Consider the following 25877-nt stretch of genomic DNA (forward strand, 5'->3'; position numbering starts at 1 on the left):
GGCGCACCCGCTCAGGCGGTCGCGGCGGCCTCGGCCATGGCGGCGAGCAGGGCGGCCATCTCGGCCCGGGACACCCGCCCGGCGCTGTGCGGGGTGGAGTTGACCAGCCCGAAGACGGCGTGCGCGCGGGCCCGGCTGGCGGCGGTGCCCTCCTCCGGGCGCAGCCGGGCGAGCACCTCGACCCACACCTCGACGTAGCGGCGCTGCAGCCGGCGCACCCGCGCGGCGTCGTCGACCGGCAGCGAGCCCAGGTCGCGGTCCTGCACGGTGATCAGCGCCGGGTTGTCCAGCGCGAAGTCCACCTGGAAGGCCACCAGCGCGCGCAGCTGGGCGGCCGGGTCGGGGCCGGCCGCGGCCGCCCGCTCCCGCGCGCCGTCGAGCAGCCGCCGGCTGATGCCCTCGAGCATCTCGGCGAGCATCGCGTCCTTGCTCGCGAAGTGCCGGTAGATGGCCGGGCCGGTCACCCCCACGGCGGCGCCGACGTCGTCGACCCCCACCGACCGGGAGCCGCGCTCGGCGAACAGCTGTGCGGCCGCCCGGAGGATCTGCTCGCGCCGCGACGGGCGGGCGGCGTCGGCGGACAGCGCGGTGTCGACCTCACCGCCGGTGACCGCGCCCGTCATGGGGGGATGGTAGCGGCGGGAGTGAACGTCGGTTAACGTGACCACCGTGACGTTAACTGCGGTTAACTCGACGGAGAGCGCCCTGGCAGGTGTCGACACCGGCGCGGTGCTGACCTCCCGGGTCGACGTCCGCGGCGAGACCTTCGCCCGCAACGCCGCCACCCAGGAGGAACTGCGCGCGCAGCTGCACGACAAGCTGGCGGCCGCGGCCCTGGGCGGGCCCGAGCGCACCCGCGAGCGGCACGTGGCCCGCGGCAAGCTGCTCCCCCGCGACCGGGTGGACACCCTGCTCGACCCGGGCAGCCCGTTCCTGGAGCTGTCGCCGCTGGCCGCCGACGGCATGTACGACGGCGACGCGCCGGGCGCCGGGATCATCACCGGCGTCGGGCGGGTCAGCGGCCGCGAGGTCGTCGTCGTGGCCAACGACGCCACCGTCAAGGGCGGCACCTACTACCCGATGACGGTGAAGAAGCACCTGCGCGCGCAGGAGGTGGCGCTGCAGAACCGGCTGCCCTGCGTCTACCTCGTCGACTCCGGCGGCGCCTTCCTGCCCATGCAGGACGAGGTGTTCCCCGACCGCGAGCACTTCGGCCGGATCTTCTTCAACCAGGCCACGATGAGCGCGCAGGGCATCCCGCAGATCGCCGCCGTCCTGGGCTCGTGCACCGCCGGCGGCGCCTACGTGCCGGCGATGGCCGACGAGGCGGTGATCGTCCGCGACCAGGGCACGATCTTCCTGGGCGGCCCGCCGCTGGTGAAGGCCGCCACCGGCGAGGTCGTCAGCGCCGAGGACCTCGGCGGCGGGCTGCTGCACAGCCGCACCTCCGGCGTCACCGACCACCTCGCCGACGACGACGCGCACGCGCTGCGGATCGTCCGCGACATCGTCGGCACCCTCGGCCCGCGCAGCCCGCGCCCGTGGGACGTGCGGCCGGCCGAGGAGCCCGCCCTCGACCCCGCCGAGCTGCCCGGCGTCGTCCCGGCCGACCCCCGCACCCCCTACGACGTCCGCGAGGTCATCGCCCGGATCGTCGACGGCAGCCGGTTCAGCGAGTTCAAGGCGCTCTACGGGTCCACGCTGGTCTGCGGCTTCGCGCACGTGCAGGGGCACCCGGTCGGCATCGTGGCCAACAACGGCGTGCTGTTCGGCGAGTCGGCGCTCAAGGGCGCGCACTTCATCGAGCTGTGCGACCAGCGCTCGATCCCGCTGCTGTTCCTGCAGAACATCACCGGCTTCATGGTCGGCCGCGACTACGAGGCCGGCGGCATCGCCAAGCACGGCGCGAAGATGGTCACCGCGGTCGCCTGCGCCCGGGTGCCCAAGCTGACCGTCGTCATCGGCGGCTCGTTCGGCGCCGGCAACTACTCGATGTGCGGCCGGGCCTACTCCCCCCGCTTCCTGTTCACCTGGCCCGGCGCCCGCATCTCCGTCATGGGCGGCGAGCAGGCCGCGTCGGTGCTCGCCACCGTGCGCCGCGACCAGCTCGGCGACGCGTGGAGCGCCGAGGACGAGGAGGCGTTCAAGGAGCCGATCCGCGCGCAGTACGAGCACCAGGGCAACGCCTGGTACGCGACCGCGCGCCTCTGGGACGACGGGGTCATCGACCCCCTCGACACCCGCACCGTCCTCGGCCTGGCGCTGTCGGCGTGCGCGAACGCGCCGCTCGCGCCGGTCTCCTACGGCGTCTTCCGGATGTAGTCGTGGCCATTGTCGCGGTAATGGCACCTCCTGAGATGAGCAGGTGAACGTGTTCGACACCGTCCTCGTCGCCAACCGTGGTGAGATCGCCGTCCGCGTCGTCGCGACCCTCCGCCGGCTGGGCATCCGCAGCGTCGCCGTCTTCTCCGACGCCGACGCCGGGGCCCGGCACGTCCGCGAGGCCGACGTCGCCGTGCGGCTGGGCCCCGCCCCGGCCGCGCAGTCCTACCTGTCGATCGAGCGGCTGCTCGACGCCGCGGCGCGCACCGGCGCCCAGGCCGTGCACCCCGGCTACGGGTTCCTCTCGGAGAACACCGCCTTCGCGCAGGCCTGCGCCGACGCCGGGCTGGTCTTCGTCGGCCCACCCGCGAAGGCGGTCGAGATCATGGGCGACAAGATCCGCGCCAAGCAGACCGTCAGCGCGGCCGGCGTCCCCGTCGTCCCCGGGCGCACCGACCTCGGCATGACCGACGACGACCTCGTGGCCGCGGCCGCCGAGGTCGGCTACCCGGTGCTGGTCAAGCCCTCGGCCGGCGGGGGCGGCAAGGGCATGCGGCTGGTGCACGCCGCGGCCGACCTGCCCGCCGCGCTGGTCTCCGCCCGCCGCGAGGCGGCCGCGAGCTTCGGCGACGACACGCTGTTCCTCGAGCGGTTCGTCACCGACCCGCGGCACGTCGAGGTGCAGGTGCTCGCCGACACCCACGGCACCGTGCTGCACCTGGGCGAGCGGGAGTGCTCGCTGCAGCGCCGGCACCAGAAGATCGTCGAGGAGGCGCCCTCCCCGCTGCTCACGCCGGAGCAGCGGGCGCGGTACGGGGCGCTGGCCTGCGAGGTCGCCCGCGCCGTCGACTACACCGGCGCCGGCACCGTGGAGTTCATCGTCGCGGGTGAGGCGCCCGACGAGCCGTTCTTCATGGAGATGAACACCCGGCTGCAGGTCGAGCACCCGGTGACCGAGCTGGTCACCGGCGTCGACCTAGTCGAGCAGCAACTGCGGGTGGCGGCCGGCGAGCGGCTCGCCCTCGGCCAGGACGACGTCGCGCTGACCGGGCACGCCGTCGAGGCGCGGCTCTACGCCGAGGACCCCGCGCGCGGCTTCCTCCCCACCGGCGGCACCGCGGTGGTCCTCGCCGAGCCGGCCGGGCCGGGCGTGCGCGTCGACAGCGGCCTGCTCGAGGGGCAGGTCGTCGGCACCAGCTACGACCCGATGCTGGCCAAGGTGATCGCGCACGGCCCCGACCGCGCCGCCGCCCTGTCCCGGCTGGACCGGGCGCTGGCGGGCACCGTCGTCCTCGGCGTCGGCACCAACACCGGCTTCCTGCGCGCGCTGCTCGCCCACCCCGAGGTCCGCGCCGGCCGGCTGGACACCGGCCTGGTCGAGCGCGAGCTCGACGCCCTGACCACCGCCGAGGTCCCGGTGGCGGCCTACGCCGCGCTCGCGCTGTCCCGGCTCGCCACGCTGCGCCCGGCCGGCCCCCTCGTCGACCCCTGGGCGGTGCCCAGCGGCTGGCGGACCGGCGGGCGCCGCGCGCCGCTGCGCTGGGACCTCGCCGGGCCCGGCGGGTCGCGGCTGACCGTCACGCTGACCGGCGGCACCCGGCTGCGGGTCGGCGACGGCGGCGAGCACGAGGTGTCCGGCGAGGCCGTCGAGGGCGGACTGCTGCTCACCGTCGACGGCGCCACCACGTCCGCGCGCACCGCCGTCGAGGGCGCCACCACCTGGGTGCACGTCGACGGCGGCACGTACGCGCTGACCGAGCTGCCGCCCGCGCGGCTGCACGCCGGCGCCGACACCGCCGACCGCACGGTGCGCAGCCCGCTACCCGGCACGGTCGTCGCCGTGCACGTCGCGTCCGGCGCCGAGGTCGCGCAGGACGCCCCGCTCGTCGTCGTCGAGGCCATGAAGATGGAGCACACGCTCACCGCGCCCGCCGACGGCACCGTCGACGTCTCCGTCCGCGTCGGTGACCAGGTCGCCCTCGACCAGGAGCTCGCCGTCGTCCACCCCCGCACCACCGACAGCACCGCGCCCGAGGAGTCCTGACGTGCTCGACACCCGCCTGACCGACGAGCAGCAGCAGCTGCGCAAGACCGTCGAGGAGTTCGCCCGCGAGGTCGTCGCGCCGGTCTCCTACCAGCACGACCGCGACGAGACCTTCCCGTACGAGGTGGTCCGCGGCATGGCCGAGATGGGCCTGTTCGGGCTGCCCTTCCCCGAGGAGTACGGCGGCATGGGCGGGGACTACTTCGCCCTGTGCCTGGCCATCGAGGAGCTCGCCCGGGTCGACCAGAGCGTCGCGATCACCCTCGAGGCCGGCTGCTCGCTGGGCGCGATGCCGGTGTACCGGTTCGGCACCGAGGAGCAGAAGCAGCAGTGGCTGCCGCTGCTGACCAGCGGCGAGGCCCTCGGCGCGTTCGGCCTGACCGAGGCCGGCGCCGGCAGCGACGCCGGCGGCACCCGCACCACCGCGGTGCTCACCGACGGGCAGTGGGTCATCAACGGCAGCAAGGCGTTCATCACCAACTCCGGCACCGACATCACCCGGCTGGTCACCGTCACGGCCGTCACCGGGGAGCTCGCCGACGGCCGCAAGGAGATCAGCTCGATCCTCGTGCCGGTGCCCACGCCGGGCTTCACCGCCGAGCCGGCCTACGACAAGGTCGGCTGGCACGCCAGCGACACCCACCCGCTGTCCTTCGACGACGTCCGGGTGCCCGAGGAGAACCTGCTCGGGCAGCGCGGCCGCGGCTACGCCAACTTCCTGTCGATCCTCGACGAGGGCCGGATCGCGATCGCCGCGCTGGCGGTCGGGGCCGCCCAGGGCTGCGTCGACGAGAGCATGAGGTACGCGCGGGAGCGCTCGGCGTTCGGCCGGCCGATCGCGGCGAACCAGGCGATCGCCTTCAAGATCGCCCGGATGGAGGCGCGGGTGATGGCCGCGCGGGCCGCCTACTACGACGCCGCGGCCAAGATGCTCGCCGGCCTGCCGTTCAAGAAGGAGGCGGCGGTGGCCAAGCTCGTGGCCGGCGAGGCCGCCATGGACAACGCCCGCGACGCCACCCAGGTGCACGGCGGCTACGGGTTCATGAACGAGTACCTCGTCTCCCGGCACTACCGGGACTCGAAGATCCTCGAGGTCGGCGAGGGCACCACCGAGGTGCAGCTGATGCTCATCGCCCGCCAGCTCGGACTCTGAGCCCCGCGCGCGACGGCCGCCGATCCCGCGGGGTCGGCGGCCGTCGGCGTCTCAGATGGGGAACTCGACGCCCTGCGCCAGCGGCAGCTCGCCGGAGAAGTTGATCGTGTTGGTGGCCCGGCGCATGTAGCCCTTCCACGCGTCGGAGCCGGACTCCCGGCCGCCGCCGGTGTGCTTCTCCCCGCCGAAGGCCCCGCCGATCTCCGCACCCGAGGTGCCGATGTTGACGTTGGCGATGCCGCAGTCAGAGCCGTCGGCGGCGAGGAACCGCTCCGCCTCGGCGTGGTCGGAGGTGAAGATCGTCGACGACAGCCCCTGCGGGACGTCGTTGTTGAGCGCGACGGCCTCCTCCAGCGTGCGGTAGGGCAGCACGTAGAGCACCGGGGCGAAGGTCTCCTGCCGCACGATGTCGGTCTGGCCGGGCATGCGGACCAGCGCCGGCTCGACGTACCAGGCGTCGGGCGCCTCGTCGGCCAGCCGCCGGCCACCGCCGACGACGACCTCGCCACCCTGCTGGCGTGCGGCCTCCAGGGCGTCCTGCATGCCCTTGTAGGCGGCGTCGTGGATCAGCGGGCCGACGAGCGTGCCGGCCTCCAGGGGCGAGCCGATCGGCAGGTTGCGGTAGGCGGCGGCGACCCGCTCGACCAGGGCGTCGACGACGTCGACGTGCGCGATGACCCGGCGCATCGTGGTGCAGCGCTGGCCGGCGGTGCCGGCGGCGGAGAAGACGACGCCGCGGGTGGTGAGGTCGAGGTCGGCCGACGGGGTGACGATGGCGGCGTTGTTGCCGCCGAGCTCGAGCAGGGATCGGCCGAAGCGGTCGGCCACCCGGGGGCCCACCGCGCGGCCCATGCGGGTGGAGCCGGTGGCGCTCAGCAGCGCGATGCCGGGCGAGTCGACCAGCGCCTCGCCGACGTCGGCGCCGCCGATCAGCACCTGGCTCAGGCCCTCCGGCGCACCGGTCTCGGCGATCGCCCGGTCGAGCAGCGCGGCCGAGGCCAGCGCCGACAGCGGCGCGAGCTCCGAGGGCTTCCACACGACCGGGTCGCCGCAGACCAGCGCGATCGCGGTGTTCCACGACCACACCGCGACCGGGAAGTTGAACGCGCTGATGACGCCGACGACGCCCAGCGGGTGCCAGGTCTCCATGAGCCGGTGGCCGGGCCGCTCGGAGCTGATCGTCTTCCCGTAGAGCTGCCGGGACAGGCCCACGGCGAACTCGCAGATGTCGATCATCTCCTGGACCTCGCCGGCCGCCTCGGAGGTGATCTTCCCGACCTCGATGCTCACCAGGGTGGCGAGGTCGGCCTTGTGCTCGCGCAGCAGCTCCCCGAGGCGGCGCACGAGCGCGCCGCGCACCGGCGCGGGGACGGTGCGCCACTCGCGGAACGCCTCCCCGGCCCGCGCGACGGCGGTCTCGACGTCGGACGCGGTCTGCCGCCGCACCGACAGCAGCCGCTCCCCGTTGACCGGGGAGGTCACCGGGTGGTCACCGGCGACGGCGTCGAGGTCGACCCCGCAGCGGCGGGCGGCGTCCTCGGCCAGTCGACGGAGCTCCTCGGCGGTGGGCAGGCTGGTCACGGTTCTCCTCTGTTGTGTCGGCCGCCCCGCAGGGGTCCGCCGCGAGCGTGCGAGGGGCGGGGGCGGGGTGGTCCTCCGTCTAGACGACGTTGAGCTCGGGGCGGGCGCCCGCTCCCCGGAAGCGTGCCGCACCCAGTCCGGACACGTCGACGAGGGTCTCCCGGCCCAGGTACAGGTCGCGCACCACCTCGCCGACGGCCGGCCCCATGAGGAAGCCGTGCCCGGAGAAGCCGGTGGCGTAGAGGAACCCCTCGACCTCGTCGGCGCGGCCGATGAGCGCGTTGTGGTCCGGCGTCATCTCGTACAGCCCGGCCCAGCCGCTCGCGACGCCGACGCCGGCCAGCGCGGGGGCCCGCCGCTCGATCGCCTCGCCCAGCCGGGGCAACCAGGCGTCGGAGCGGGTGAGCCGGAAGCCGGGGGTCTCGTCGGGGTCGGACATGCCCATGAGCAGGCCCCGGCCCTCCCGGTGGAAGTAGAAGGAGGTGTCGAAGTCGATCGTGAACGGCGTGTGCGGGTCGAGGCCCGGCACCGGCTCGGTGACCAGCACCTGCCGGCGCAGCGGGCTGACCGGCAGGTCCACCCCGGCCCAGGCCCCCACCTCGGCCGACCAGGCGCCCGCGGCGCAGACGACGGTGTCGGTGCGGACGGTCCCCGCGGCGGTGTGCACGGCGGTGACCCGGCCGTCGGTGACGTCGATGCCGGTGGCCGGGCAGTTCGGCAGCAGCGTCGCGCCGGCGCGGCGGGCGGCCGACGCGTAGCCGAGCACCACCGACTCGGGCGTGCAGTGCCCGTCCGTGGGCGACCAGGCGGCGGCCAGCAGCCCGTCCGGGGAGATGAGCGGCGAGAGTTCCCGCGCCTCGGCGACGTCGATCATGCGGCTGGGGACGCCGAGGTCGTTCTGCAGCGCGACGGCGGCCTCGAAGGCGGCGACGGCCTCGGGCGTGGACAGCAGGAACAGGTAGCCGACCTCGGCGAAGTCGATGTCCTGCCCGAAGCGCGCCGGGAAGTCGCGGAAGGTCTCCAGGCTGCGCGCGCCGAGGGTGATGTTGACCGGGTCGGAGAACATCGCCCGCACGCCGCCGGCCGCCCGGCTGGTCGAGCCCGCGCCGAAGGCGTCCCGGTCGACCAGGACGACGTCGCGCACCCCGGCCCGGGCCAGCTCGTAGGCCGTGGCCAGCCCCATGACGCCTCCGCCGACGACGACCACTCGGGCCGACGGCGGGAGCTGACGGGACGGTGCGGTCATCGAGGTCCTCCGGGTCACGGGGCGGGACCCCCCATCCTGGGCGAGGACCCCGCCCGGCACCATCCCCCGCGCCGGGCTCAGCCCCCGAACGCCGCGACGACCTCGCCGGTCGTGCAGCGGTGGGACAGCAGGCTGTAGTCCAGGCTCGCCAGCGACCGCTGCGCCGCCTCCTCGTCGACCACCCCGCAGGCGTCGTCCACGACGACGGGCAGGAAGCCGAGGTCGGCGGCGTGCCGGGCGGTGGGCTCGATGCCGATCTCCAGCACCGCCCCGACGAGCACCAGGGTGGTGACGCCGCGGTCGCGCAGCACCGTCTCCACCGGCGTGCCGACCAGCGCCGACATGCCGAGCTTGTCGAACACCGGCTCGCCGTCGGCCGGCGCGAGCTCCGGGGTGATGCCGGTGTGCTCGGCGCCGGGCGGGAACGCCGAGCGCACCGCGTCGGCCCGGTCGAGCCGCTGCCAGGCCATGGCGGTGCGCAGGGCGGCCACGCCCAGGTGCGAGGGCGGCAGCGACACGTGCCGCACGTAGAGGACGGGGACGCCGGCGGCCCGGGCGGCGTCCAGCACCCGGCGGATCCGCTGCACCAGCCCCTCGCGGTCGCGGACGTGGCGCAGGATGCCCACCTGCGCGTCGTAGACCACGACGGCCGCGGCCGCCGGGCGGCACATCTCGGCAACGGTCTCGGGCACGTCCAGGCCGAAGGCACGCTGCACGGCAGGAGCCTCCCAGCCGCAGGCCGCCGTCACCAGGCGCGGCGTGCGGTCCTCACCGCGGTCCGCCGTGGACCGGGTGCCGGTCGTACTCGTGCCGGGCCCGCTCGACGTCGGCGCGGTGCCGGACCGCCCAGCCGGTCAGCGCGTCCAGCGGCCCGGCGAGCTCGCGGCCGAGGTCGGTGAGCGCGTACTCCACCGACGGCGGCGTGGTCGGGTAGACCGTGCGCGAGACGAGCCCGTCGCGCTCGAGCAGCCGCAGCGTGCGGGTGAGCATCCGCCGGGACACCCCCTCGACCCCGCGCAGCAGCGCGGAGAAGCGGGCCGGCCCCTGCTGCAGGCGCACGACCAGCAGCACCGACCACTTGTCGCCGACCCGGTCGAGGACGTCGCGCACCGGGCAGGGGTCGGCCGCCCGCCGCGACGTCGCCGGCGCGGTCACACCCGTGTTCCCAGGCGTCACGGACGTGCCTCCTTGTGGCCGCCGACCGGGCCATCGACGATGACCTGGTTCCCGATCGTAACCAGAGAGGAGACAGCATGGACCTCACCGGACGCACGGTCCTCGCCTTCGGCACCGCGGGCTCGCAGAGCGCCGCCCTGCCCGCGGCGCTGCGACGGGCCGGCGCCGTTCCGCGGCGCGCGACGACGGACCCCGGCCGGGCGGCCGGGTGGACCGCCGCCGGCGAGGACGCGGTCGTCGCCGACCTGACCGACACCGCCTCGGTGCTCGCCGCCGCCGACGGTGCGGCCGCGGTCGCGGCCCACCTGCCGCTGCGGGTCGAGCCGGGCATGCCCGCGGTGGCCGCGTCGCTGGCGGCCCTGCGCCGGACCGGGTTGCCGGTCGCGGTCAACACCGGCACCCCGGTCCCTCCCCCGGGCACGCCGGACCCCTACGGCGCCCGGCCGCTGGCCGAGGGGCTGCTCGACGCCGGCGTCGCGGTGCTCACGCCCACCGCCTACCTCGAGAACCACGCGGCGCCCTGGGCCCTGGACGCGCTGCGCGGAGGCCGGCTGGTGTACCCGCGCCCGGCCGGCGACCGGCTCACCTGGATCGCCTCGCACGACATGGCCTCGGCGCTCGCCGCGGCCCTCGTGCGCGACGTCACGGGCGAGCTGCTCGCGCTGGCCGGGCCGGAGGTGCTCACCTTCGACGGGCTCGCCACCGAGATCGGCCGGGGCCTCGGCCGAGAGGTCGTCTTCACCCGGGTGACGCCCCAGGAGTACGGCGACCTGCTCCGCCCGGTGCTCGGCGACGAGGCGGCCGCCGGGGTGGCCGGTGCCTACGGGGCGATGCCGGAGGAGCCGAACCCGCTGATGGCGCCGGACGCGGCACCGCACTGGGCCCGCCTCGGCCTGTCCCCCACGCCGGCAGCGGTGTGGGCGCGGGAGGTGCTCGCCCCACTGCTCTGACCGGCCGCGCTGCCGTGCCGGGGCGCCCCGTCGTCGCACTGCCCGGGTTCCTCGTGCACTGCCGGTGCTGCGGCACCCGCACGGCGCGAGGAACCCCGGCACTCCTGGCTTCCGTCCCCTGACCCGCACGGCTCGAGCAACCCCAGCACTGCCGATGCGGACGGGCGTACGCATCGGTGTGTACGCTCGTCCGCATGACCTCGACGTCCGCCGCGGACGACACCCGGACGATGCGGGAGAAGTGGGAGGCCGCGGCGCCGATCACCATCGGCGACGACGTCTGGCTCGGCGGCGGGGCGATCGTGCTGCCCGGGGTGACCATCGGCGAGAACACGGTCGTCGGCGCGGGCTCCGTGGTCACCCGCGACCTGCCGGCCGACGTCGTGGCCGTCGGCAACCCCGCCCGGGTGGTCCGGACCCTGGAGCGCGGATGAGCACGGCCCCGGCGCCCGCCCGGCGACCGCGTCGGCACGACCCGGGACGCCGCGAGCGGCTGGTGGCCACCGCGCTGGACGTCATCGCCGACGTGGGCGTCACCGGCGCCACGCACCGGGCAATCGCCCGCGCGGCCGACGTGCCGCTGGGGTCGCTGACCTACCACTTCTCCTCGCTCGACGAGCTGCACGCCGCCGCGTTCACCCGGCACGTCGACGAGGTCGCGCCGCGCTTCGACGAGCGGATGCGCGGCGCCGCGGACCGCGCCGGGGCGATCGAGGCGCTGGTCGGCCACCTCACCGGTGACCTGCTCGGCTCCGGCCACGACTTCGTGCTCGCCGTCGAGCTGTACGTGGCCGCCGCCCGCCGGCCGGCGCTGCGCGCGGTGACGCAGGACTGGATGCAGCGCAGCCGGCGCAGCCTGGAGCGGCACTTCGACCCCGTGACCGCGCGGGAGCTCGACGCCCTGGTCGAGGGGCTGGTGCTGCACAGCGCCCTCTCGACCGACCCGATGGACCACGACCAGATCCGCGCGGCCGTCCACCGCTTCGCGCGCTGACCCCTCCCCTTCGACCAGGACAGGACCCCGTGTCGGACACCCTCCCGGCGACCGTCCCCGCGCGCCTGCGCGCCGCCCGGGCCGCGGTCGCGGCCTGCTTCTTCTCCAACGCCGTCCTCTACGCCAACCTCGTGCCCCGGCTGCCCGAGGTGAAGGACCGGCTCGACCTGACCAACGCCACCCTCGGCACCGCGCTCGCCGCCCTGCCCCTCGGCGCCCTGGTCTCCGCCCTGGCCTCGGCCGCCCTGATGCGCCGGTTCGGCTCGGCGCGGGTCGCCTCGTGGGGACTGGTCGTGCTGGCCGCCGCGGTCTGGGCTGCCGCCGTCGCGCCGTCGTGGTGGCTGCTCGCGGCGGCGCTGTTCGTCGCCGGTGCGCTCGACGCCGTCGTCGACGTCGCGCAGAACGCCCACGGGCTGCGGGTGCAGCGCGGCTACGACCGGTCGATCCTCAACGCCTTCCACGGTCTCTGGAGCATCGGCGCGGTCGCCGGCGGGCTGCTCGGCTCGGCCGCGGCCGGGCTGCGGATCCCGCTGGGGGTGCACCTGGGCGTCGTCGCGGTGGTGTTCGCGGGGGTGTCCCTGGCCGCCTACCGCCGCATGCTGCCCGGCCCGGACCACGAGGACACCGCGGCCGGCGCCGGCCCGCAGCAGGTCACCCGGGGCTCCGTGCGCGCCGCGCTGCCCGCGCTGGCGGCGCTCGGCGTCCTCGCCACGGCCGGGGCGTTCGTGGAGGACGCCGGGGCGTCGTGGGCGGCGCTGTACCTGCGCGGCGAGATCGGCGTGGGCGCGGCCACCGCGGGCCTGGGCTTCGTCGCCCTGCAGGGGGCGATGACGGTGGGCCGGCTGACCGGCGACCGCGTCGTCGACCGGTTCGGCCAGCGCCGGGTGGCCCGGGTCGGCGGCGCGCTCATCGCGCTCGGCACGGGGCTGGCCCTCGCGCTGCCGTCGCTGGGCACCACGCTCGTCGGGTTCGCCCTGGCCGGCCTGGGTGTGGCGACCCTCGTCCCCGCGGTCTACGCGGCCGCCGACGACCTGCCGGGCCTGCGCCACGGCGTCGGCCTGACCGCGGTCAACTGGCTGCTGCGGGTCGGGTTCCTCGCCTCCCCGCCGCTGATCGGCGCGGTCGCCGACGCCACCAGCCTGCGCGTGGCGCTGACCGCGGTCGTCGTCGCCGGCGTCGTCACGCTGGTGCTCGGCCGGGTGCTGCCCCGGACGGTGACCCGGTCGGCCTGAGCTCGGCCGACCGCCGTGCACGGGCGGCACGTCCTGGACACCGCTTCTTCACCCGCCCGACGCCCGCCGCGCCGGGTCGCTCCCTACGGTGCCGCCATGGACGCAGCGCACGGGTCCGGCCTGCGCGAGCGGCGGCTCGCCGAGGTCGACGGGCTGCTCACCGCTCGCGACGGCGCCGTCGGCGGTCCCACCGGACACGGCCTGTCGGCCCTGCGGACGCGGCTGCGGCACGTCCACGCGCGGTGCGAGAGCGTGGACGCGGCGGCCTGGGCCGGCTACGTCACCGACCTCGACCGCGGCATCGACGCGCTGCACGCCGAGGTGGAGAGGGCGGCGCAGCAGCCGGTCCCCGGGCCGACCGTCGACGACGTCCTCCTCGCCCGCACGGCGGAGCTCGAACTGCGGGCCTGGCGGGTCACCGTCGACGCCGGTCCGGACCGCCCCGGGGTGCGCGCGGCCCTGGCCGACGCCGAGGCCGCCCTCGCCGGGTACCGGGAGGAGCTGCGCTCGGCGAGCCCTCCGTCGCGGCCCGGGCTGGAGACGGCGATGGACCGGCTGCGGCGCGCCGGCTACGCGGTGCCCGCGCCCGCCCGGCCGGTCGAACCGGCTCCCTGAACCCCTCCGCGCTGCCCGACCCTCTGCCGGCAGTCCGTGCTCAGCCGTGGACGAGGGCCCGCACCGCCGCGAGGACCCGCTCGTGCGCGGCCGCGGGCCGGTCCCGGTCCCGCCAGGTCGCAGCCAGGCCGACCGCGGCGACGCGCCCGGTCGCCAGGACCCGGCCGACGGCCCCGAGGACCTCGTCGAGCGCCGGGCCGCCGGGAGCGGGGAAGAGCAGGTCCGGGAGGTCCCCGGGGTCGCACACGTCGAGGTCGACGTGCAGGTACAGCTCCCCGTCGGGGAGGTCCGCGGCGGTGAGGCCGGGCACCGGACGGCGCCGCACGCCCGCGCCCTCGAGCAGGTCGTGCTCCGGCGGGTCGGTGTCGCGGGCGTCGACGAGCACCACGCGCGAGGGCGGTGTCGGGCGCAGCCCGAGCGCGTCGGGGAGCGTGGGGGTCCCGACCCCTGCGGCCAGGGCCAGCGGCATGCCGCCCAGGTAGCCCGAGGTCGTCGTGGCCTCGGTGTGGAAGTCGGCGTGCGCGTCGAACCAGACGATCCCGACGTCCCGGCCGGCCCGCTGCAGGCCCGCGAGCACCCCCAGGCTCGTGGTGCAGTCGCCGGAGACGACCAGCGCCGGGGCCCGGGCTCCGGCCACCTCCCGGGCGACCTGCTCGTAGAGGACCGCCATGCGCTGCCACGGCGTCCCCGGGGGCAGGTCGGCGCTGAGCTCGCGGTCGACGGGGAAGCCGGTGGTCAGTCCGGGCAGCCGCTCGTCGAGGTGGTAGGGCACCACGAACGTCGTCATGCCGGGATCCTCTCTCCCGGCACGGGACGCGCGGTCTCAGTCCCGGCGCCGGCCGGTGACGATCTGCCGCAGTCGCTCCACCGGCAGCTTGGGCTGCCGGTACTCGTCGAGCAGGCCGTTGGCCTCCTGCATCGTGTCGGTGAGCTGGGTGTAGCAGAACCCGGCCAGCACGGGTGAGGCGTGCACGGCGGACAGCAGGTCCTCCAGCCGCCGGGCGAAGTCCTCGGCGTCCTCGGCGGTGGAGTAGCCCCAGGTGCGCTCCGCGGGGACCTCGTGGGGCGGCACGGGGGTGTACCGCACGCCGCCGAACTCGGTGAGCATCAGCGGCTGCTCCCGGTCGACGGCCCCGGGCAGCAGCACGCGGCGCCCCGCGGGCCAGAAGTCCTCGAGCGCCGTGAGCAGGTCGGCCGATCCGTACCGCTCGGCGAGGACCGCCCCGGTGTCGGCGTAGTCGTGCACCGTCCACAGGTCGCTGTCGGTGTGCTCCCAGCCGTCGTTGCTCACCACCGGCCGGCTCGGGTCCACCGCCCGGGTCAGGGCGGCGAGCGCGACGGTGTAGGCCTGCTGGGCCGGGTCGGTGGCGACGTCGTGCACGCCCCAGCTCTCGTTCATCGGCACCCACGTGACGATGCAGGGATGGCTGACGTCCCGGTGCACCACGTCCAGCCACTCCGTGGTGAGCCGCCGCACCGCCTCCGGGGAGAAGGCGAAGGCGTTGGCCGTCTCGCCCCACACGAGGACGCCGAGCCGGTCGCACCAGTACAGGAAGCGGGGGTCCTCGACCTTCTGGTGCACCCGCACGGCGTTGAATCCGAGCTCCTTGACCAGCTCGACCTCGCGGCACAGCGCCCCCGCGTCGGGTGCGGTCAGGTGGGACTCCGGCCAGTACCCCTGCCCCAGCACCGAGCGCACGTAGTACGGCAGGCCGTTGAGCAGGAAGGCCCGCCCTCCCACGGCGGCGGTGCGCAGCCCCAGGTAGCTGGCGACCTCGTCGAGCACCTCGCCGTCCCCGTCACCGGCGAGCACCCGCACGACGGCGTCGACCAGCCGGGGCGTCTCCGGCGACCAGGTCATGTCCTGCCGGGCCTGCCCGTTCTGCAGCGCGGGCACGGCCACGGTGGTGCGGGTGCGCTGCTCCGCCACGCGCACGCGGTGCTCGGCCAGCAGCTGCCCGTCCAGCTCCAGCCGCACCGCCACCGTGACCGGTTCGGCCGGTGTCTCGCGCAGCGTGATGCCCAGGTGCACCGCGGCGCCGGCGACGTCCGGGGTCCAGGCCAGGTGCTCGACGGAGACCGCCGGGACGACCTCGCACCACACCGGCTGCCAGATGCCGCTGGTCCGGGAGTACCAGATGCTGTGCGGCTCGTCGAGCCAGTCCTGCTTGCCCCGGGGCTGCGTCACGTCGCGCGGGTCGTCCTCCGCCCGCACGACCAGCACGTGCTCGGCGTCGGCGTCACCGGCCGCGAGCAGTGCGGTGACGTCGAAGGAGAACGGCGTCTGGCCGCCCTCGTGCTCACCGAGCAGCCGGCCGTCCAGCCACACGCGCGCGGTGTAGTCGACCGCGGCGAACCGGAGCACGACGCGGTGTCCCCGCTCGCGCACCGCGTCGGCTCCCGCGACGTCGGCCAGCCGCAGGCTCCGCCGGTACCAGACCACCGGGTGCGGGCGGGGGTCGGCGACCCCCGACGCCTCGGACTCCGGCGGGTAGGGCACCGTGACGTCGCGGTCGAAGACGGCGCGGTCGCCGAGGTCGGTCAGCTCCGCCCAGCCCCCGGCGACCCCGGCGCGGTCGTCGTCGAAGGCCAGCTGCCACGTCCCGCAGAGGTCCGTCCACTCCTCACGCAGCAGCTGCGGGCGGGGATGGGTGCCGTCCTGCTGGGTGGCGCGTGCGGGCATGGTCACTCCTCGGGTTCGGGTCGACGAGCGGGTCCCGGGGTCCGGGGGCGGGCTCGCCGCGGATGACCGGGTCGGTGGGCGATGGACACGCCGCTGCCGTCGATGCTGTCAGGTGCGAGACCGCGCCGGGCACCGGCGGGTCCGTCCCGGGGTCGTCGTGCACCGCGTACGGCCGGTCGGATGCCCGCACGGGTGGACCCCGTGGCGGCTCCCGGAACGAGCTCTCCAGCAGCTGTGCAGAACACCGAGTCGTCGTGTGCCTGCAATTCCGGAAATACGCTTCGGTCACGCCTGCCGATCGACGAGAAATCCTCGACTTGCCGTTGATCAGAAAGGCGTGAAACAGTCCTCGGGTCCGGCATTCCCGGCTACGACTGGACGTACCTCGATGACTGGTTTCTCGCGTCGCCAGTTCCTCGCCGCGGGGGGCAGCGTCTCGCTGGCCGTCGCGATGTCGGGGTGCGCGTCACCGATCGCCTCCAGCCTCACCGGGGCGCAGCCGAGGACGGCCGACGTCATCTTCTGGCACCTGTTCGGCGGCGGTGACGGCGAGAACATGGCGACCATGCTGGACACCTACCGCGAGTCGTCCGGCACGTCGGTCGAGTCCGCGCTGCTCTCCTGGGGCAACCCCTTCTACACCAAGCTCGCGCTGTCGACGTCGAGCGGCCGCCCGCCCGACGTGACCGTCGCACACCTGTCCCGGCTGCCCCTCCTGGCGCAGGCCGAACTGCTCGAGCCCGTCGCGGACCAGTTCGCCGCCGCGGGGATCACCGAGGACAGGTTCACGCCGGCCGCCTGGGAGAAGGCCACGGTGGACGGCACCACCTACGCGGTGCCGCTCGACACCCACCCGTTCGTCCTCTACTACAACACCGAACTGGCCGAGCAGGCCGGCCTGCTCGACGAGTCCGGCGAGAACCTCAGGCCCATGAGGAACAGCGACGACTTCGTCGCCGCCCTGCAGGCGATGAAGGACTCGACCGGCAACGAGTACGCGGCGGTCGCGTCGATCACGGTGGACCCCTCGACCTGCTGGCGCCTGTTCCTCATGACCTACTCCGGTCTGGCCGGACCGATCGTCGAGGACCTCGGCACCAGGGTCACGATCGACCGCGCCGCGATGGAGGAGTCGTTCGCCTTCCTGCAGGGCCTCACCGGGCAGCAGCTGATGCCGAGAACCGCCACGTCGACGACGGCGTCGACCCTCTTCAGCAACGGCGAGGTCGGTTTCCTGTTCGACGGCGTCTGGCAGATCCCGACGTACCGGGAGGTCGAGAGCCTCGACTTCAACGTCGTGCCCTTCCCCGCCCTCCTCGGTCCCGAGCCGGTCGCCTACGCCGACTCGCACGCACTGGTCATCCCGGCGAGTCCCGGACGCGCCGCCGAACGGACCGAGAACGCCGTGCGCTTCGTCCAGGGCCTGCTGGAGCAGAGCTCGACCTGGGCCGACGGCGGGCACGTCCCCGCCTGGCTGCCGGTGCAGGAGAGCGAGGAGTTCCTCGAACTCCAGCCGCAGAGCAACTACACGGAGGCGGCCTTCAACGCGGTCTACGACCCGGAGGGTTGGTACACCGGAGCGGGCTCGGACTTCCAGACCGCCATGGGCTCCGTCGTCGCCAGCGTGCTGACCGGTGCCACCGACCCCGCGGCCGGTGTCGACGCCATGACCAGCAGCCTGCAGACGTTCTCCACCGCCCGGCCACCCGTGTAGTTCGGAGACCGACATGACCGCCACCGCTCTCCCCGCGCCCAGGTCAGGGGTCGAGGTCAGCCACCGCGCCGCGACCGCGGGGAAGCCCCCGCGTCCGGAGAACCGGGCGGGCTGGCTGTTCGCCACCCCGTTCCTGGCCCTCTACCTCGCCTTCCTCATCGGCCCGGTGGTCATCGGCCTGGTGATCAGCCTGTTCAACACCACGACGGTGAGAGCCGGCATCGGCAGCTGGGTCGGCTTCTCGAACTACGCCGACGTCCTGACCAACGCCGACTTCTGGGCCTCGATGTGGCACTCGGCGCTGTTCACGCTGCTGACCACACCGATCCTGGTGCTGCTGCCGCTGCTGTTCGCCGTCCTCGTCTCGCGTCTGGCCCGCGGCCAGGCGTTCTACCGACTGGCCTTCTTCGCCCCGTACGTCGTGCCCTCGGCCGCGGTCTGCCTCATCTTCGCGTTCATGTACACGCCCGAGACCGGGCTCATCACCAACGCCTTCGGCTGGTTCGGGCTCACCGCCCCCGACTTCTTCGGCAGCACCTCGGGTGCCTGGTTCGCCGTCGTCCTGCTCACCGTGTGGTGGACGTTCGGCTTCAACTTCATCCTCTACACCGCGGCCATCCAGGAGATCTCGGAGGAGGTCTACGAGGCGGCGACGCTCGACGGCGCCGGGCCGTGGCAGCAGATCCGGATGATCACCGTCCCCCTGCTGCGCCCGACCATCGGCCTCGTGCTGATCCTGCAGGTCCTGTCGTCGCTGAAGGTGTTCGACCAGATCTACATCCTGCTGAACGGCGGCCCGAACTACACGACGCGCCCGGTCATCCAGTACATCTTCGACACCGGCTTCTCCGCCTACCGGGGCGGCTACGCGGCCGCCGCGACGATGGTCTACTTCGTGGTCCTGGTCGTCGTCAGCGTCGGCTGGTTCCTGGTCCGGCGGCGCAACACCTCCGCGAACGCCTGAGGGGAGCCCGACCATGTCGACGGCGATGGCCGCGCCCGCGGCCGACACCGAGAGTCCCGGCACGAGGCGCTCGCGCCGGCGGGGCGAGCAGGACCAGGGCACGAAGCTGTTCAACCGGCTCACCGCCACGTGCGTGACGCTCTTCGCCCTGATCTGGCTGGTCCCGTTCCTGTGGGCGCTGATCACGTCGCTGCGGCCCAACGAGGAGATCGCCGCGAACCCCACGAACCCGTGGGGGAGCAGCTGGAACCTCGACGCGTACAGCTACGCGTGGGAGACGAGCCCCATCGGCTGGTGGTACGTCAACAGCTTCATCATCTCCACCCTCACGGTCGTCTTCACCGTGGTGGTCTGCTCGATGGCCGCCTTCGCCCTGGTCAACCTGAACTTCCGCTGGAAGTACGTGGTGTTCGGGCTCATCCTGGCCGGCCTGATGGTGCCCGTGGAGGCGCTCGTCCTGCCGCAGTTCCTCGAGTTCCGGGCCCTCGGCCTGCTCGGGACCTACTGGGCGGTCATCCTGCCCTCGGTCGCCCTCCCCGTGGCCCTCTTCGTCTTCCACTCGTTCATCAAGGCCATCCCGGTGGCCCTCATCGAGGCCGCCCGGCTCGACGGTGCCAGCTGGTGGCGGATCTACTCCCGGATCGCCATGCCGCTGTCCCGGCCGGCGATCTCCGCGGTGGCGATCCTGACGTTCATCACGTCCTGGAACGCCTTCCTCTGGCCGCTGCTGGTCCTCACGCAGACCAAGTCGCAGACGATCCCGGTCGGGCTCAGCAGCCTGGTCGGCGGCTCCGCGATCCAGTACGCCGAGACCATGGCCTCCGCCGTCCTCGGCATCCTGCCCCTGCTCGCCGTCTTCCTGGTCCTCCAGCGCCAGATCGCCCAGGGCGTCGCGAACACCGGCATCAAGTAGCGCGGGAGCAGCGTCTCCTCCGGGGACCACCCGGTCTACGCGCGGTCCCCGGTCGGGCCGCCACCGGTCAGGGGTCGTTCCCACCGCCACACGGGACCGACCTCCGGGTCCTCGAGCCGGGCGACCCGCGCGAACCCGAGCCGGGCCAGGACGGCCGTCGAGGCGCTCTGCTCGGCCAGCGTGTGCGCCCGGGCCCGCGAGGCCCCGTGCGCCGCGGCGGAGGCCAGCCAGAGCCGCACCGCCGCGGTGGCGTGGCCGCGACCGCGGTGGCCGGGAGCCACGCTGTAGCCCACCTCGACCACGCCGTCGGAGGGCGGTCCGGTGAACCCGCCGAGCCCGACGACGACGCGGTGCACCGGGTCGACGAGCAGGTGGCTGGACCACTCGGGCGGCACGCCCGAGCGGAGCGCCTCGACCGTCGCCGGGAGCGCCTCGGGGAAGACGAGCCAGCCCTCCGCGAGGTCGAGCCCCGAGCGCGCGCGGAACGCGTCGGCCGACTCCAGCAGCGCCTCCGCGTCCTCGAGCGTCAGGGGTCGCACCTCGGTCGCCGCGGTGCCGCTGTCGGTCACCGTCAGGCCGGTGACGCCGCGGCGGGGGCCAGCACCGCCGTCGCGGCGATCTCGATCAGCTGCTCGGGGAGGGCCAGCTCCACCACGCCGAAGGCGTTGCTGGCGGGGCGGTGGTCGCCGAAGTACCGCTTGCACACGGCCATCGCCGGCGCGAAGTTCGCCCGCAGGCCCACCAGGAAGACGTTCATCTCCACGATGTCGGTGCGCTGGGCGCCGAACCGGCTCAGGACGGCGTCGAGGTTGGCCAGGGTCACCTCGGTCTGGCCCTCGACGTCGCCCTCGTGGAGGAACGTCCCGTCCGCGTCGTGTGACAGCTGCCCCGAGACGTACAGCCGGTCGCCGGCCCGCACGGCCTGCGAGTAGTTGGCCAGGTCCTCCCAGGGGACGCCGAAGCCGAAGGTCTCGAACCTGCCCATGTCTGCCTCCTCGTGGTGTCGGCCGGTCAGCTCCGGTAGCGGCCCTCGAACCGGGCTCCACGGTCGAGCACGGTGAACCGGGTGGACCGGCCCCGTCGGCGTCCACGACCTGGGTCGCCCCGTCGACGACGACCAGCTCTCCCGCCGCCAGGGACTCCGGGCACGTCAGCTCCGCTGCTCGGGGATCCGGGGCGTGCGCAGCGACCGGAAGCCGTCCCGGAGCTCGTCGACGAACAGGTACGGCTGCTCCCAGGCCGCGAAGTGCCCGCCCTTCTCGACCTGGCGGTAGTGGACCAGGCCGGGGTAGGCGCGCTCGGTCCAGCTGCGCGGGGCCTGGTACTGCTCGCCCGGGAACACGCTGACGGCGACGGGGACGGTGACGCCCTTCGCGTCGAAGAACCCGCCGCGGTACTCCCAGTACAGCCGGGAGGCCGAGACCCCGGTGTTGGTCAGCCAGTACAGCGTCACGTTGTCGAGGACCTCGTCGCGGGTCAGCTCGCCGGTGTCGCTCGTCGTGCGCTCCAGCGCCGCGAGCACGGCCGCGGCCGGCTGCCCGTCGGCGTCGTTGTGGTCGAGGAGCCAGGCGGCCAGGCCGACGGGCGAGTCGGCGATGCCGTAGAGCGTCTGCGGGCGCGCGGCCATGTAACGGGCGTACTCGACCTGCCCGAACGTCCGGACGAGCTGCTCGTAGGCGCGCCGCTCCTCGTCCGACAGCCCGTCCGGCGGCGGCGCGCCGGCCAGCGCGGCCGCGTTGACGTCGGCCGGCACGGTGGCCGGCATGTTGGTGTGGATGCCGAGCAGTCCCTCGGGTGCCTGCAGCCCCATCTGGTCGACGACGAAGGCGCCCCAGTCCCCGCCCTGCGCGACGTACCGGTCGTAGCCCAGCCGGCCCATCAGCTCGGCCCAGGCCCAGGCCATCCGCTCGGGCCCCCAGCCCGGGCCGGTCGGCTTGCCGGAGAACCCGTACCCGGGCATCGACGGAACGACCACGTGGAAGGCGTCCGCGGCGTCCCCGCCGTGCGCCGTCGGGTCGACCAGCGGCTCGATGATCTTCAGCTGCTCGACGACCGACCCGGGCCAGCCGTGGTTGACCACCAGCGGCAGGGCGTCCTCGTGCCGCGAGCGCACGTGCAGGAAGTGGATGTCGAGCCCGTCGATCCCGGTGACGAACTGCGGCAGCGCGTTGAGGCGCGCCTCGCAGCGGCGCCAGTCGTAGTCGGTCGCCCAGTGCCGCGCCAACTCCTGCATCGTCGCCAGCGGCACTCCCTGGGAGGTGTCCGGGACCGTCTCCCGGTCCGGCCAGACGGTCTGCTCGACCCGCCGGCGCAGCTCGGCGAGCGCGGCGTCGGGGACCTCGATCCGGAACGGGCGGATCGCACCCTCCTCCTGGGCGGCTGCCGGCGTCGCGGGGACGGTCGACCGGGACATGGGTGCCTCCTGGTGGTCCGGGCGGAGCGGGGCTCGCCGTCGACCCTGCGCCGCCCCGGCCGGCGCTCGCGCCAGGGAGACCCCCGGGTCCTCCTGCCCGGGGCGTCAGGCGTCGACGGCGCCGTACAGGCCGGCCGAGGCGCTCCGGCCGGTGACGACCAGGTCGGCCACCACGCCGGAGGCGACCCAGGCCTGCACGTGGCCCGTGCCGTTGTAGCCGCCCAGCGCCAGCACCCGGCCGTCGGTGTCCGGTACCGGCCCGCACCGGGGCATCGGGTCGTCGGCGAAGCCCACGACGCCGGCCCACCGGTGCGTCACCTCCGCGCGCACCCCGAGCTCCTCGACCAGCCACCGGTCGAGCCGGGCCTGCACCGGCCCGGAGACCTCGGCGCGGTCGGTCCAGCTCGCCGCCCCGTCGAGATCGGAGAACCCCCCGAGCGCGATCCGCCCGTCCGCCGTCTGGTGCACGTACTCGTGGCCGTGGCGGGAGTAGACCGGGGACGGGAGCACCGTCCGCCCGAGCGGTGCCGTGGCGAGCATGTTGAGCCGCCGCGGCCGGACCGCCGCCGCCGACGGCACCAGCGCCGCCAGGTCGCCGTCCACGGCCACGACGGCGCGGTCGCACCGCACGGCACCGGACGCGGTCCGCACGCGGACGCCGTCGCCGTCGACGGCGGGCGGCCCGACCACCGGTGACCGCTCGAACACCCGCGCCCCGCGGGCCTCGAGGGCGTCGGCCAGCGCCCGCAGCCACCGGACCGGGTGCACCGACCCGTCGTGCGGCAGGTACAGCCCGGCCCGCTCCGGCCGGGCGAGCGGGCCGGGCAGGTCGTCGCCGGCCACCAGCTGTCCCGGGAAGCCGTCCTCGGCGAGCGCCGCGGCGTGCCGCCGGACGTCGTCGGCCTCGGTGCCGTCGACGGCGAGCCGCAGCATCCCGTCGAGCCGGAAGTGCCGGCGGGCGCCGACGGCCTCGGCCACCTCGAGCATCTCCCGCTGGGCGTCCAGCGTCGCCCGGTGGACGGCGACCGCCCGCTCGCGGCCCCACAGGGCGCGGGTGTCGTGGTACATCGGCGCGGCGCCGGCGATGAAGAAGCCGCCGTTGCGGCCGCTCGCGCCGGAGGCCACCGCGGAGCGCTCCAGCACGACGACCGACAGCCCGGCGTCGAGCAGCCGCCGGGCGGTGGCCAGCCCGCCCACGCCGGCGCCGACCACGCACACGTCCGCGTGCGTCTGGCCCTCCAGCGCGGGCCGCGGGCGGGCGGGCTCGTCCTGCCACAGCGGGACCGAGCTGCTGCTCATGCGGGTCCACCTCTCGTGCGCTCTGCCGCCCGACGGCGGTCCCGTCCGGCACCGCCACCCTGCACACCGCCGTCGTCCCGGATCGCGCCGGGGTGCGCCGACCGGTAGGACGGGGGCGGGACGCCGGGCCCCGGCGTCCGTCCCGTTCCCGGACGACGCAGGTGAGGACCCCCGTGAGTGCCCCGACCCTCGACACCGCCCCGTGGACGGTCCGCGAGCCGCGGGTGGACCCCGGGACGCTCGACGTCGCCGAGTCCGTCTTCAGCCTGTGCAACGGCTTCCTCGGGGTCCGGGGGACGCTCGACGAGGTCGAGCCCTTCGGCATGCGCGGCACCTACCTGTCCGGGGTCTACGAGACCCACCCGCTGTCCTATCCCGAGGGTGGCTACGGGCACCCCGAGGAGGGGCAGGCGATGCTCACCGTCGCCGACGGCACGCCGCTGCGCCTGCTGGTCGACGGGGTCCCGCTGGACGTGCGCGAGGTCCCGCCGCAGGTCCACGAGCGCACCCTCGACCTGCGCGCCGGGACGCTGGACCGCCGCGTGCACTGGACGTCGCCGTCGGGCCCGACGGTGGAGGTGTCCTCGCGGCGGCTGGTCTCCCTGGCCGAGCGGTCGGTCCTCGCCGTCCGGTACGAGGTCCGCGTCCTGGACGGGTCGGCGCACGTGGTCGTGCGGTCCGAGCTCGCCGCCGGCGTGGTGACCCCGGCGGGCGTGGACAACGACGACCCGCGCGTGGCGGAGGCCCTCGACGAGGCCTTCGAGCCCCGGGCGCAGATCGGCAGCGAGACCGGCGGCGCGCTCGTGGAGCGGACGCGCCGGTCGGGCATCACGGTGGCGGCCGCGGTCGGGCACGAGGTCGACGGCGGGCGGGTCGGCACCCACGTCGACGAGCAGCACGTCGTCACCACGGTCGCGGCCGACCTGTCCCCCGGGGAGCGCCTCACGGTGGTCAAGGTCGTCGGCTACGGCTGGTCGCGCGACGCGGGGTCCGACTCCGTCCTGGGCCAGGCCTCGGCCGCGGTGAGCTCCGCGCTCGACCTCGGGTGGGACGGCCTGGTCGCCGCCCAGCGGGCCGTGCTCGACGAGCTGTGGGCCACCGCCGACGTCGAGGTCGACGGCGACGCCGAGCTGCAGCAGGCGCTGCGCTACGCCGTCTTCCAGCTGTTCTGCTCCGCCGCCTGCATCTCCGGTGCCCCCGTCGGCGCCAAGGGGCTGACCGGCGTCGGGTACAGCGGCCACACCTTCTGGGACGTCGAGGGGTTCGTCCTGCCCGCCCTGTCGCTGCTGCGCCCGGACGCGGCCGCCCGCCTGCTGCGGTGGCGCGCCGACACGATCGGCCCCGCCCGCGACCGTGCCCGCACGCTGGGGCTGGCGGGGGCGTGCTTCGCGTGGCGCACCATCAGCGGGCCCGAGACCTCGGCGTACTGGCCCGCGAGCACGGCGGCGATGCACGTCAACGCCGACATCTCCCGCGCCTTCTGGCTGCACCAGAACGTCACCGGCCGCGACCTCGACTCCGTCGGCGGGCTGCCGGTGCTGGTCGAGACGGCGCGGGCGTGGGCGTCGGTGGGCCAGCAGGACGCGGACGGCGCCTGGCACCTGTTCGGCATGACCGGCCCCGACGAGTACACCGGCGTCGTCGACGACAACGTCTTCACCAACCTCATGGCCCGGCGCAACCTCCGGTGGGCCGCCGACGCGTGCGAGCGGCTGCCCGAGCGCGCGGCGGAGCTGGGCGTGGACCACGCCGAGACCGCCGCCTGGCGGGCCGCGGCCGACGCCGTGCACGTCCCGTGGGACGAGCGGCTCGGCGTGCACCCGAGCAACGAGGACTTCACGACCTACCGGGAGTGGCCCTTCGAGGACGAGCGCGACCGCTACCCGGTGCAGGAGCACCACCACTACGCCGACTTCTACCGCCGGCAGGTGCTCAAGCAGGCCGACCTCGTCCAGGCGCTGTGGTGGTGCCGCGACGAGTTCACCGACGAGGAGGTGGCGCGCGACCTCGAGTACTACGAGGCGCGCACCGTCCGGGACTCCTCGCTGTCGGCCGCCGTGCAGGCGGTCGTGTGCGCCCAGGCCCAGCACCCCGACCTCGCGCTGCGCTACCTGCGGGAGGCCGCCCTGGTCGACCTGCGCAACCTCACCGGCGGCACCGCCGACGGCCTGCACATGGCGTCGGTGGCCGGGACGTGGCTGGCCCTCGTCGCCGGCCTGGGTGGCATGCGGGAGGACCACGAGGACCTCGAGCTGGCGCCGCTGCTGCCGTCCGCGCTCTCGCGCACCGCCTACCGGCTCACCTGGCGCGACCGGCTGCTCCGCGTCGAGACGACCCGGGAGGGCACCACGGTCACGCTCGAGCGCGGCGAGCAGCCGGTGACCGTCGTCGTCGACGGCGCCCGTCACCGGGTGGCGCCCGGCGAGCCGGTGCGCGTGCCGCTGCGCGCCCCCACCCCGCTGCTCGACGAGCCGCGGCAGCCGGCCGGTCGCGAACCGCTCAGCTGACCCATGCCCGGACCCTGCGCTCTGCCGGCTGGTTCCGGGCGCTGAGGGCGCGATGGGGCCGGCAGAGCAGG

23 protein-coding genes are annotated in these 25877 nt (G+C 74.9%); 12 read left to right on the plus strand and 11 right to left on the minus strand.

Features of this window, described 5'->3' with window-relative positions; all coding sequences use genetic code 11:
* Positions 1-11 precede the first annotated feature (11 nt).
* The gene (locus ACI79V_RS10060; RefSeq protein WP_456888825.1) at positions 12-623 is read right to left on the minus strand and encodes an SACE_7040 family transcriptional regulator; all 612 of its coding nucleotides are present in this window, start codon (positions 621-623) and stop codon (positions 12-14) included.
* A 46-nt stretch (positions 624-669) separates the two neighbouring features.
* Between ACI79V_RS10060 and ACI79V_RS10065 the strand changes: the two genes are divergently transcribed.
* The 3 genes from ACI79V_RS10065 to ACI79V_RS10075 are packed head-to-tail and all read left to right on the plus strand — an operon-like array spanning position 670 to position 5519.
* Positions 670-2322 (plus strand): carboxyl transferase domain-containing protein, encoded by a 1653-nt coding sequence (locus ACI79V_RS10065; RefSeq protein WP_456888828.1) that lies wholly within the window; start codon positions 670-672, stop codon positions 2320-2322.
* A 43-nt stretch (positions 2323-2365) separates the two neighbouring features.
* On the plus strand, positions 2366-4366 hold the full coding sequence (locus tag ACI79V_RS10070) for an ATP-binding protein (protein ID WP_456888829.1): 2001 nt from the start codon (positions 2366-2368) through the stop codon (positions 4364-4366).
* A 1-nt stretch (position 4367) separates the two neighbouring features.
* Complete coding sequence (locus ACI79V_RS10075; RefSeq protein ID WP_456888831.1) at positions 4368-5519, plus strand: acyl-CoA dehydrogenase family protein; 1152 nt, start codon at positions 4368-4370, stop codon at positions 5517-5519.
* Between the two features lie 51 nt (positions 5520-5570).
* Here ACI79V_RS10075 and amaB read toward each other — a convergent pair whose 3' ends face one another.
* The 4 genes from amaB to ACI79V_RS10095 form a co-directional block, all read right to left on the minus strand.
* Complete coding sequence (gene amaB / locus ACI79V_RS10080) at positions 5571-7100, minus strand: L-piperidine-6-carboxylate dehydrogenase (RefSeq protein WP_456888832.1); 1530 nt, start codon at positions 7098-7100, stop codon at positions 5571-5573.
* Positions 7101-7179: 79 nt separating this feature from the next.
* The gene (locus ACI79V_RS10085; RefSeq protein ID WP_456888835.1) at positions 7180-8346 is read right to left on the minus strand and encodes an NAD(P)/FAD-dependent oxidoreductase; all 1167 of its coding nucleotides are present in this window, start codon (positions 8344-8346) and stop codon (positions 7180-7182) included.
* Positions 8347-8423: 77 nt separating this feature from the next.
* Complete coding sequence (locus ACI79V_RS10090) at positions 8424-9062, minus strand: isochorismatase family cysteine hydrolase (protein ID WP_456888837.1); 639 nt, start codon at positions 9060-9062, stop codon at positions 8424-8426.
* A 52-nt stretch (positions 9063-9114) separates the two neighbouring features.
* Positions 9115-9522 (minus strand): winged helix-turn-helix transcriptional regulator, encoded by a 408-nt coding sequence (locus ACI79V_RS10095; protein WP_456888841.1) that lies wholly within the window; start codon positions 9520-9522, stop codon positions 9115-9117.
* A 77-nt stretch (positions 9523-9599) separates the two neighbouring features.
* Between ACI79V_RS10095 and ACI79V_RS10100 the strand changes: the two genes are divergently transcribed.
* The 5 genes from ACI79V_RS10100 to ACI79V_RS10120 all read left to right on the plus strand — a co-directional run bounded on the left by ACI79V_RS10100 (position 9600) and on the right by ACI79V_RS10120 (position 13313).
* On the plus strand, positions 9600-10472 hold the full coding sequence (locus ACI79V_RS10100) for a hypothetical protein (RefSeq protein WP_456888842.1): 873 nt from the start codon (positions 9600-9602) through the stop codon (positions 10470-10472).
* Positions 10473-10666: 194 nt separating this feature from the next.
* Positions 10667-10906 (plus strand): DapH/DapD/GlmU-related protein, encoded by a 240-nt coding sequence (locus tag ACI79V_RS10105; protein ID WP_456888844.1) that lies wholly within the window; start codon positions 10667-10669, stop codon positions 10904-10906.
* On the plus strand, positions 10903-11466 hold the full coding sequence (locus ACI79V_RS10110) for a TetR/AcrR family transcriptional regulator (RefSeq protein ID WP_456888845.1): 564 nt from the start codon (positions 10903-10905) through the stop codon (positions 11464-11466). The genes ACI79V_RS10105 and ACI79V_RS10110 overlap by 4 nt, the downstream gene beginning before the upstream one ends.
* 29 nt (positions 11467-11495) lie before the next feature.
* On the plus strand, positions 11496-12698 hold the full coding sequence (locus tag ACI79V_RS10115) for an MFS transporter (protein ID WP_456888849.1): 1203 nt from the start codon (positions 11496-11498) through the stop codon (positions 12696-12698).
* 96 nt (positions 12699-12794) lie between these two features.
* Positions 12795-13313, plus strand: coding sequence for a hypothetical protein (locus ACI79V_RS10120; RefSeq protein ID WP_456888852.1), 519 nt, complete (start codon positions 12795-12797; stop codon positions 13311-13313).
* 40 nt (positions 13314-13353) lie between these two features.
* Here ACI79V_RS10120 and ACI79V_RS10125 read toward each other — a convergent pair whose 3' ends face one another.
* Together ACI79V_RS10125 and ACI79V_RS10130 are read right to left on the minus strand one after the other, a co-directional pair.
* Positions 13354-14100, minus strand: a complete 747-nt coding sequence (locus tag ACI79V_RS10125; protein ID WP_456888853.1) for an arginase family protein — start codon at positions 14098-14100, stop codon at positions 13354-13356.
* A gap of 36 nt (positions 14101-14136) precedes the next feature.
* Complete coding sequence (locus ACI79V_RS10130; protein ID WP_456888855.1) at positions 14137-15996, minus strand: glycoside hydrolase family 2 protein; 1860 nt, start codon at positions 15994-15996, stop codon at positions 14137-14139.
* Between the two features lie 388 nt (positions 15997-16384).
* Here ACI79V_RS10130 and ACI79V_RS10135 point away from each other — a divergent pair, with 388 nt between their 5' ends.
* Genes ACI79V_RS10135 through ACI79V_RS10145 form a run of 3 tightly spaced genes read left to right on the plus strand, consistent with a single transcriptional unit; the run spans position 16385 to position 19587 of the window.
* Positions 16385-17710, plus strand: a complete 1326-nt coding sequence (locus tag ACI79V_RS10135) for an extracellular solute-binding protein (protein WP_456888857.1) — start codon at positions 16385-16387, stop codon at positions 17708-17710.
* 13 nt (positions 17711-17723) lie between these two features.
* Positions 17724-18674: a carbohydrate ABC transporter permease gene (locus ACI79V_RS10140; protein WP_456888859.1), complete on the plus strand. Its 951-nt coding sequence runs from the start codon at positions 17724-17726 to the stop codon at positions 18672-18674.
* Between the two features lie 13 nt (positions 18675-18687).
* The gene (locus ACI79V_RS10145) at positions 18688-19587 is read left to right on the plus strand and encodes a carbohydrate ABC transporter permease (RefSeq protein ID WP_456888860.1); all 900 of its coding nucleotides are present in this window, start codon (positions 18688-18690) and stop codon (positions 19585-19587) included.
* Between the two features lie 35 nt (positions 19588-19622).
* Here ACI79V_RS10145 and ACI79V_RS10150 read toward each other — a convergent pair whose 3' ends face one another.
* The 4 genes from ACI79V_RS10150 to ACI79V_RS10165 all read right to left on the minus strand — a co-directional run bounded on the left by ACI79V_RS10150 (position 19623) and on the right by ACI79V_RS10165 (position 23299).
* The gene (locus tag ACI79V_RS10150; protein WP_456888863.1) at positions 19623-20156 is read right to left on the minus strand and encodes a GNAT family N-acetyltransferase; all 534 of its coding nucleotides are present in this window, start codon (positions 20154-20156) and stop codon (positions 19623-19625) included.
* Positions 20157-20158: 2 nt separating this feature from the next.
* The gene (locus ACI79V_RS10155) at positions 20159-20572 is read right to left on the minus strand and encodes a RidA family protein (protein ID WP_456888867.1); all 414 of its coding nucleotides are present in this window, start codon (positions 20570-20572) and stop codon (positions 20159-20161) included.
* Between the two features lie 165 nt (positions 20573-20737).
* Positions 20738-22000, minus strand: a complete 1263-nt coding sequence (locus ACI79V_RS10160; protein ID WP_456888869.1) for an epoxide hydrolase family protein — start codon at positions 21998-22000, stop codon at positions 20738-20740.
* Between the two features lie 105 nt (positions 22001-22105).
* Positions 22106-23299, minus strand: coding sequence for an NAD(P)/FAD-dependent oxidoreductase (locus ACI79V_RS10165; protein WP_456888871.1), 1194 nt, complete (start codon positions 23297-23299; stop codon positions 22106-22108).
* Positions 23300-23472: 173 nt separating this feature from the next.
* Here ACI79V_RS10165 and ACI79V_RS10170 point away from each other — a divergent pair, with 173 nt between their 5' ends.
* Positions 23473-25806 (plus strand): glycoside hydrolase family 65 protein, encoded by a 2334-nt coding sequence (locus tag ACI79V_RS10170; RefSeq protein ID WP_456888872.1) that lies wholly within the window; start codon positions 23473-23475, stop codon positions 25804-25806.
* Positions 25807-25877 lie beyond the last annotated feature (71 nt).

The sequence above is a fragment of the Geodermatophilus sp. SYSU D00700 genome (assembly GCF_054050255.1).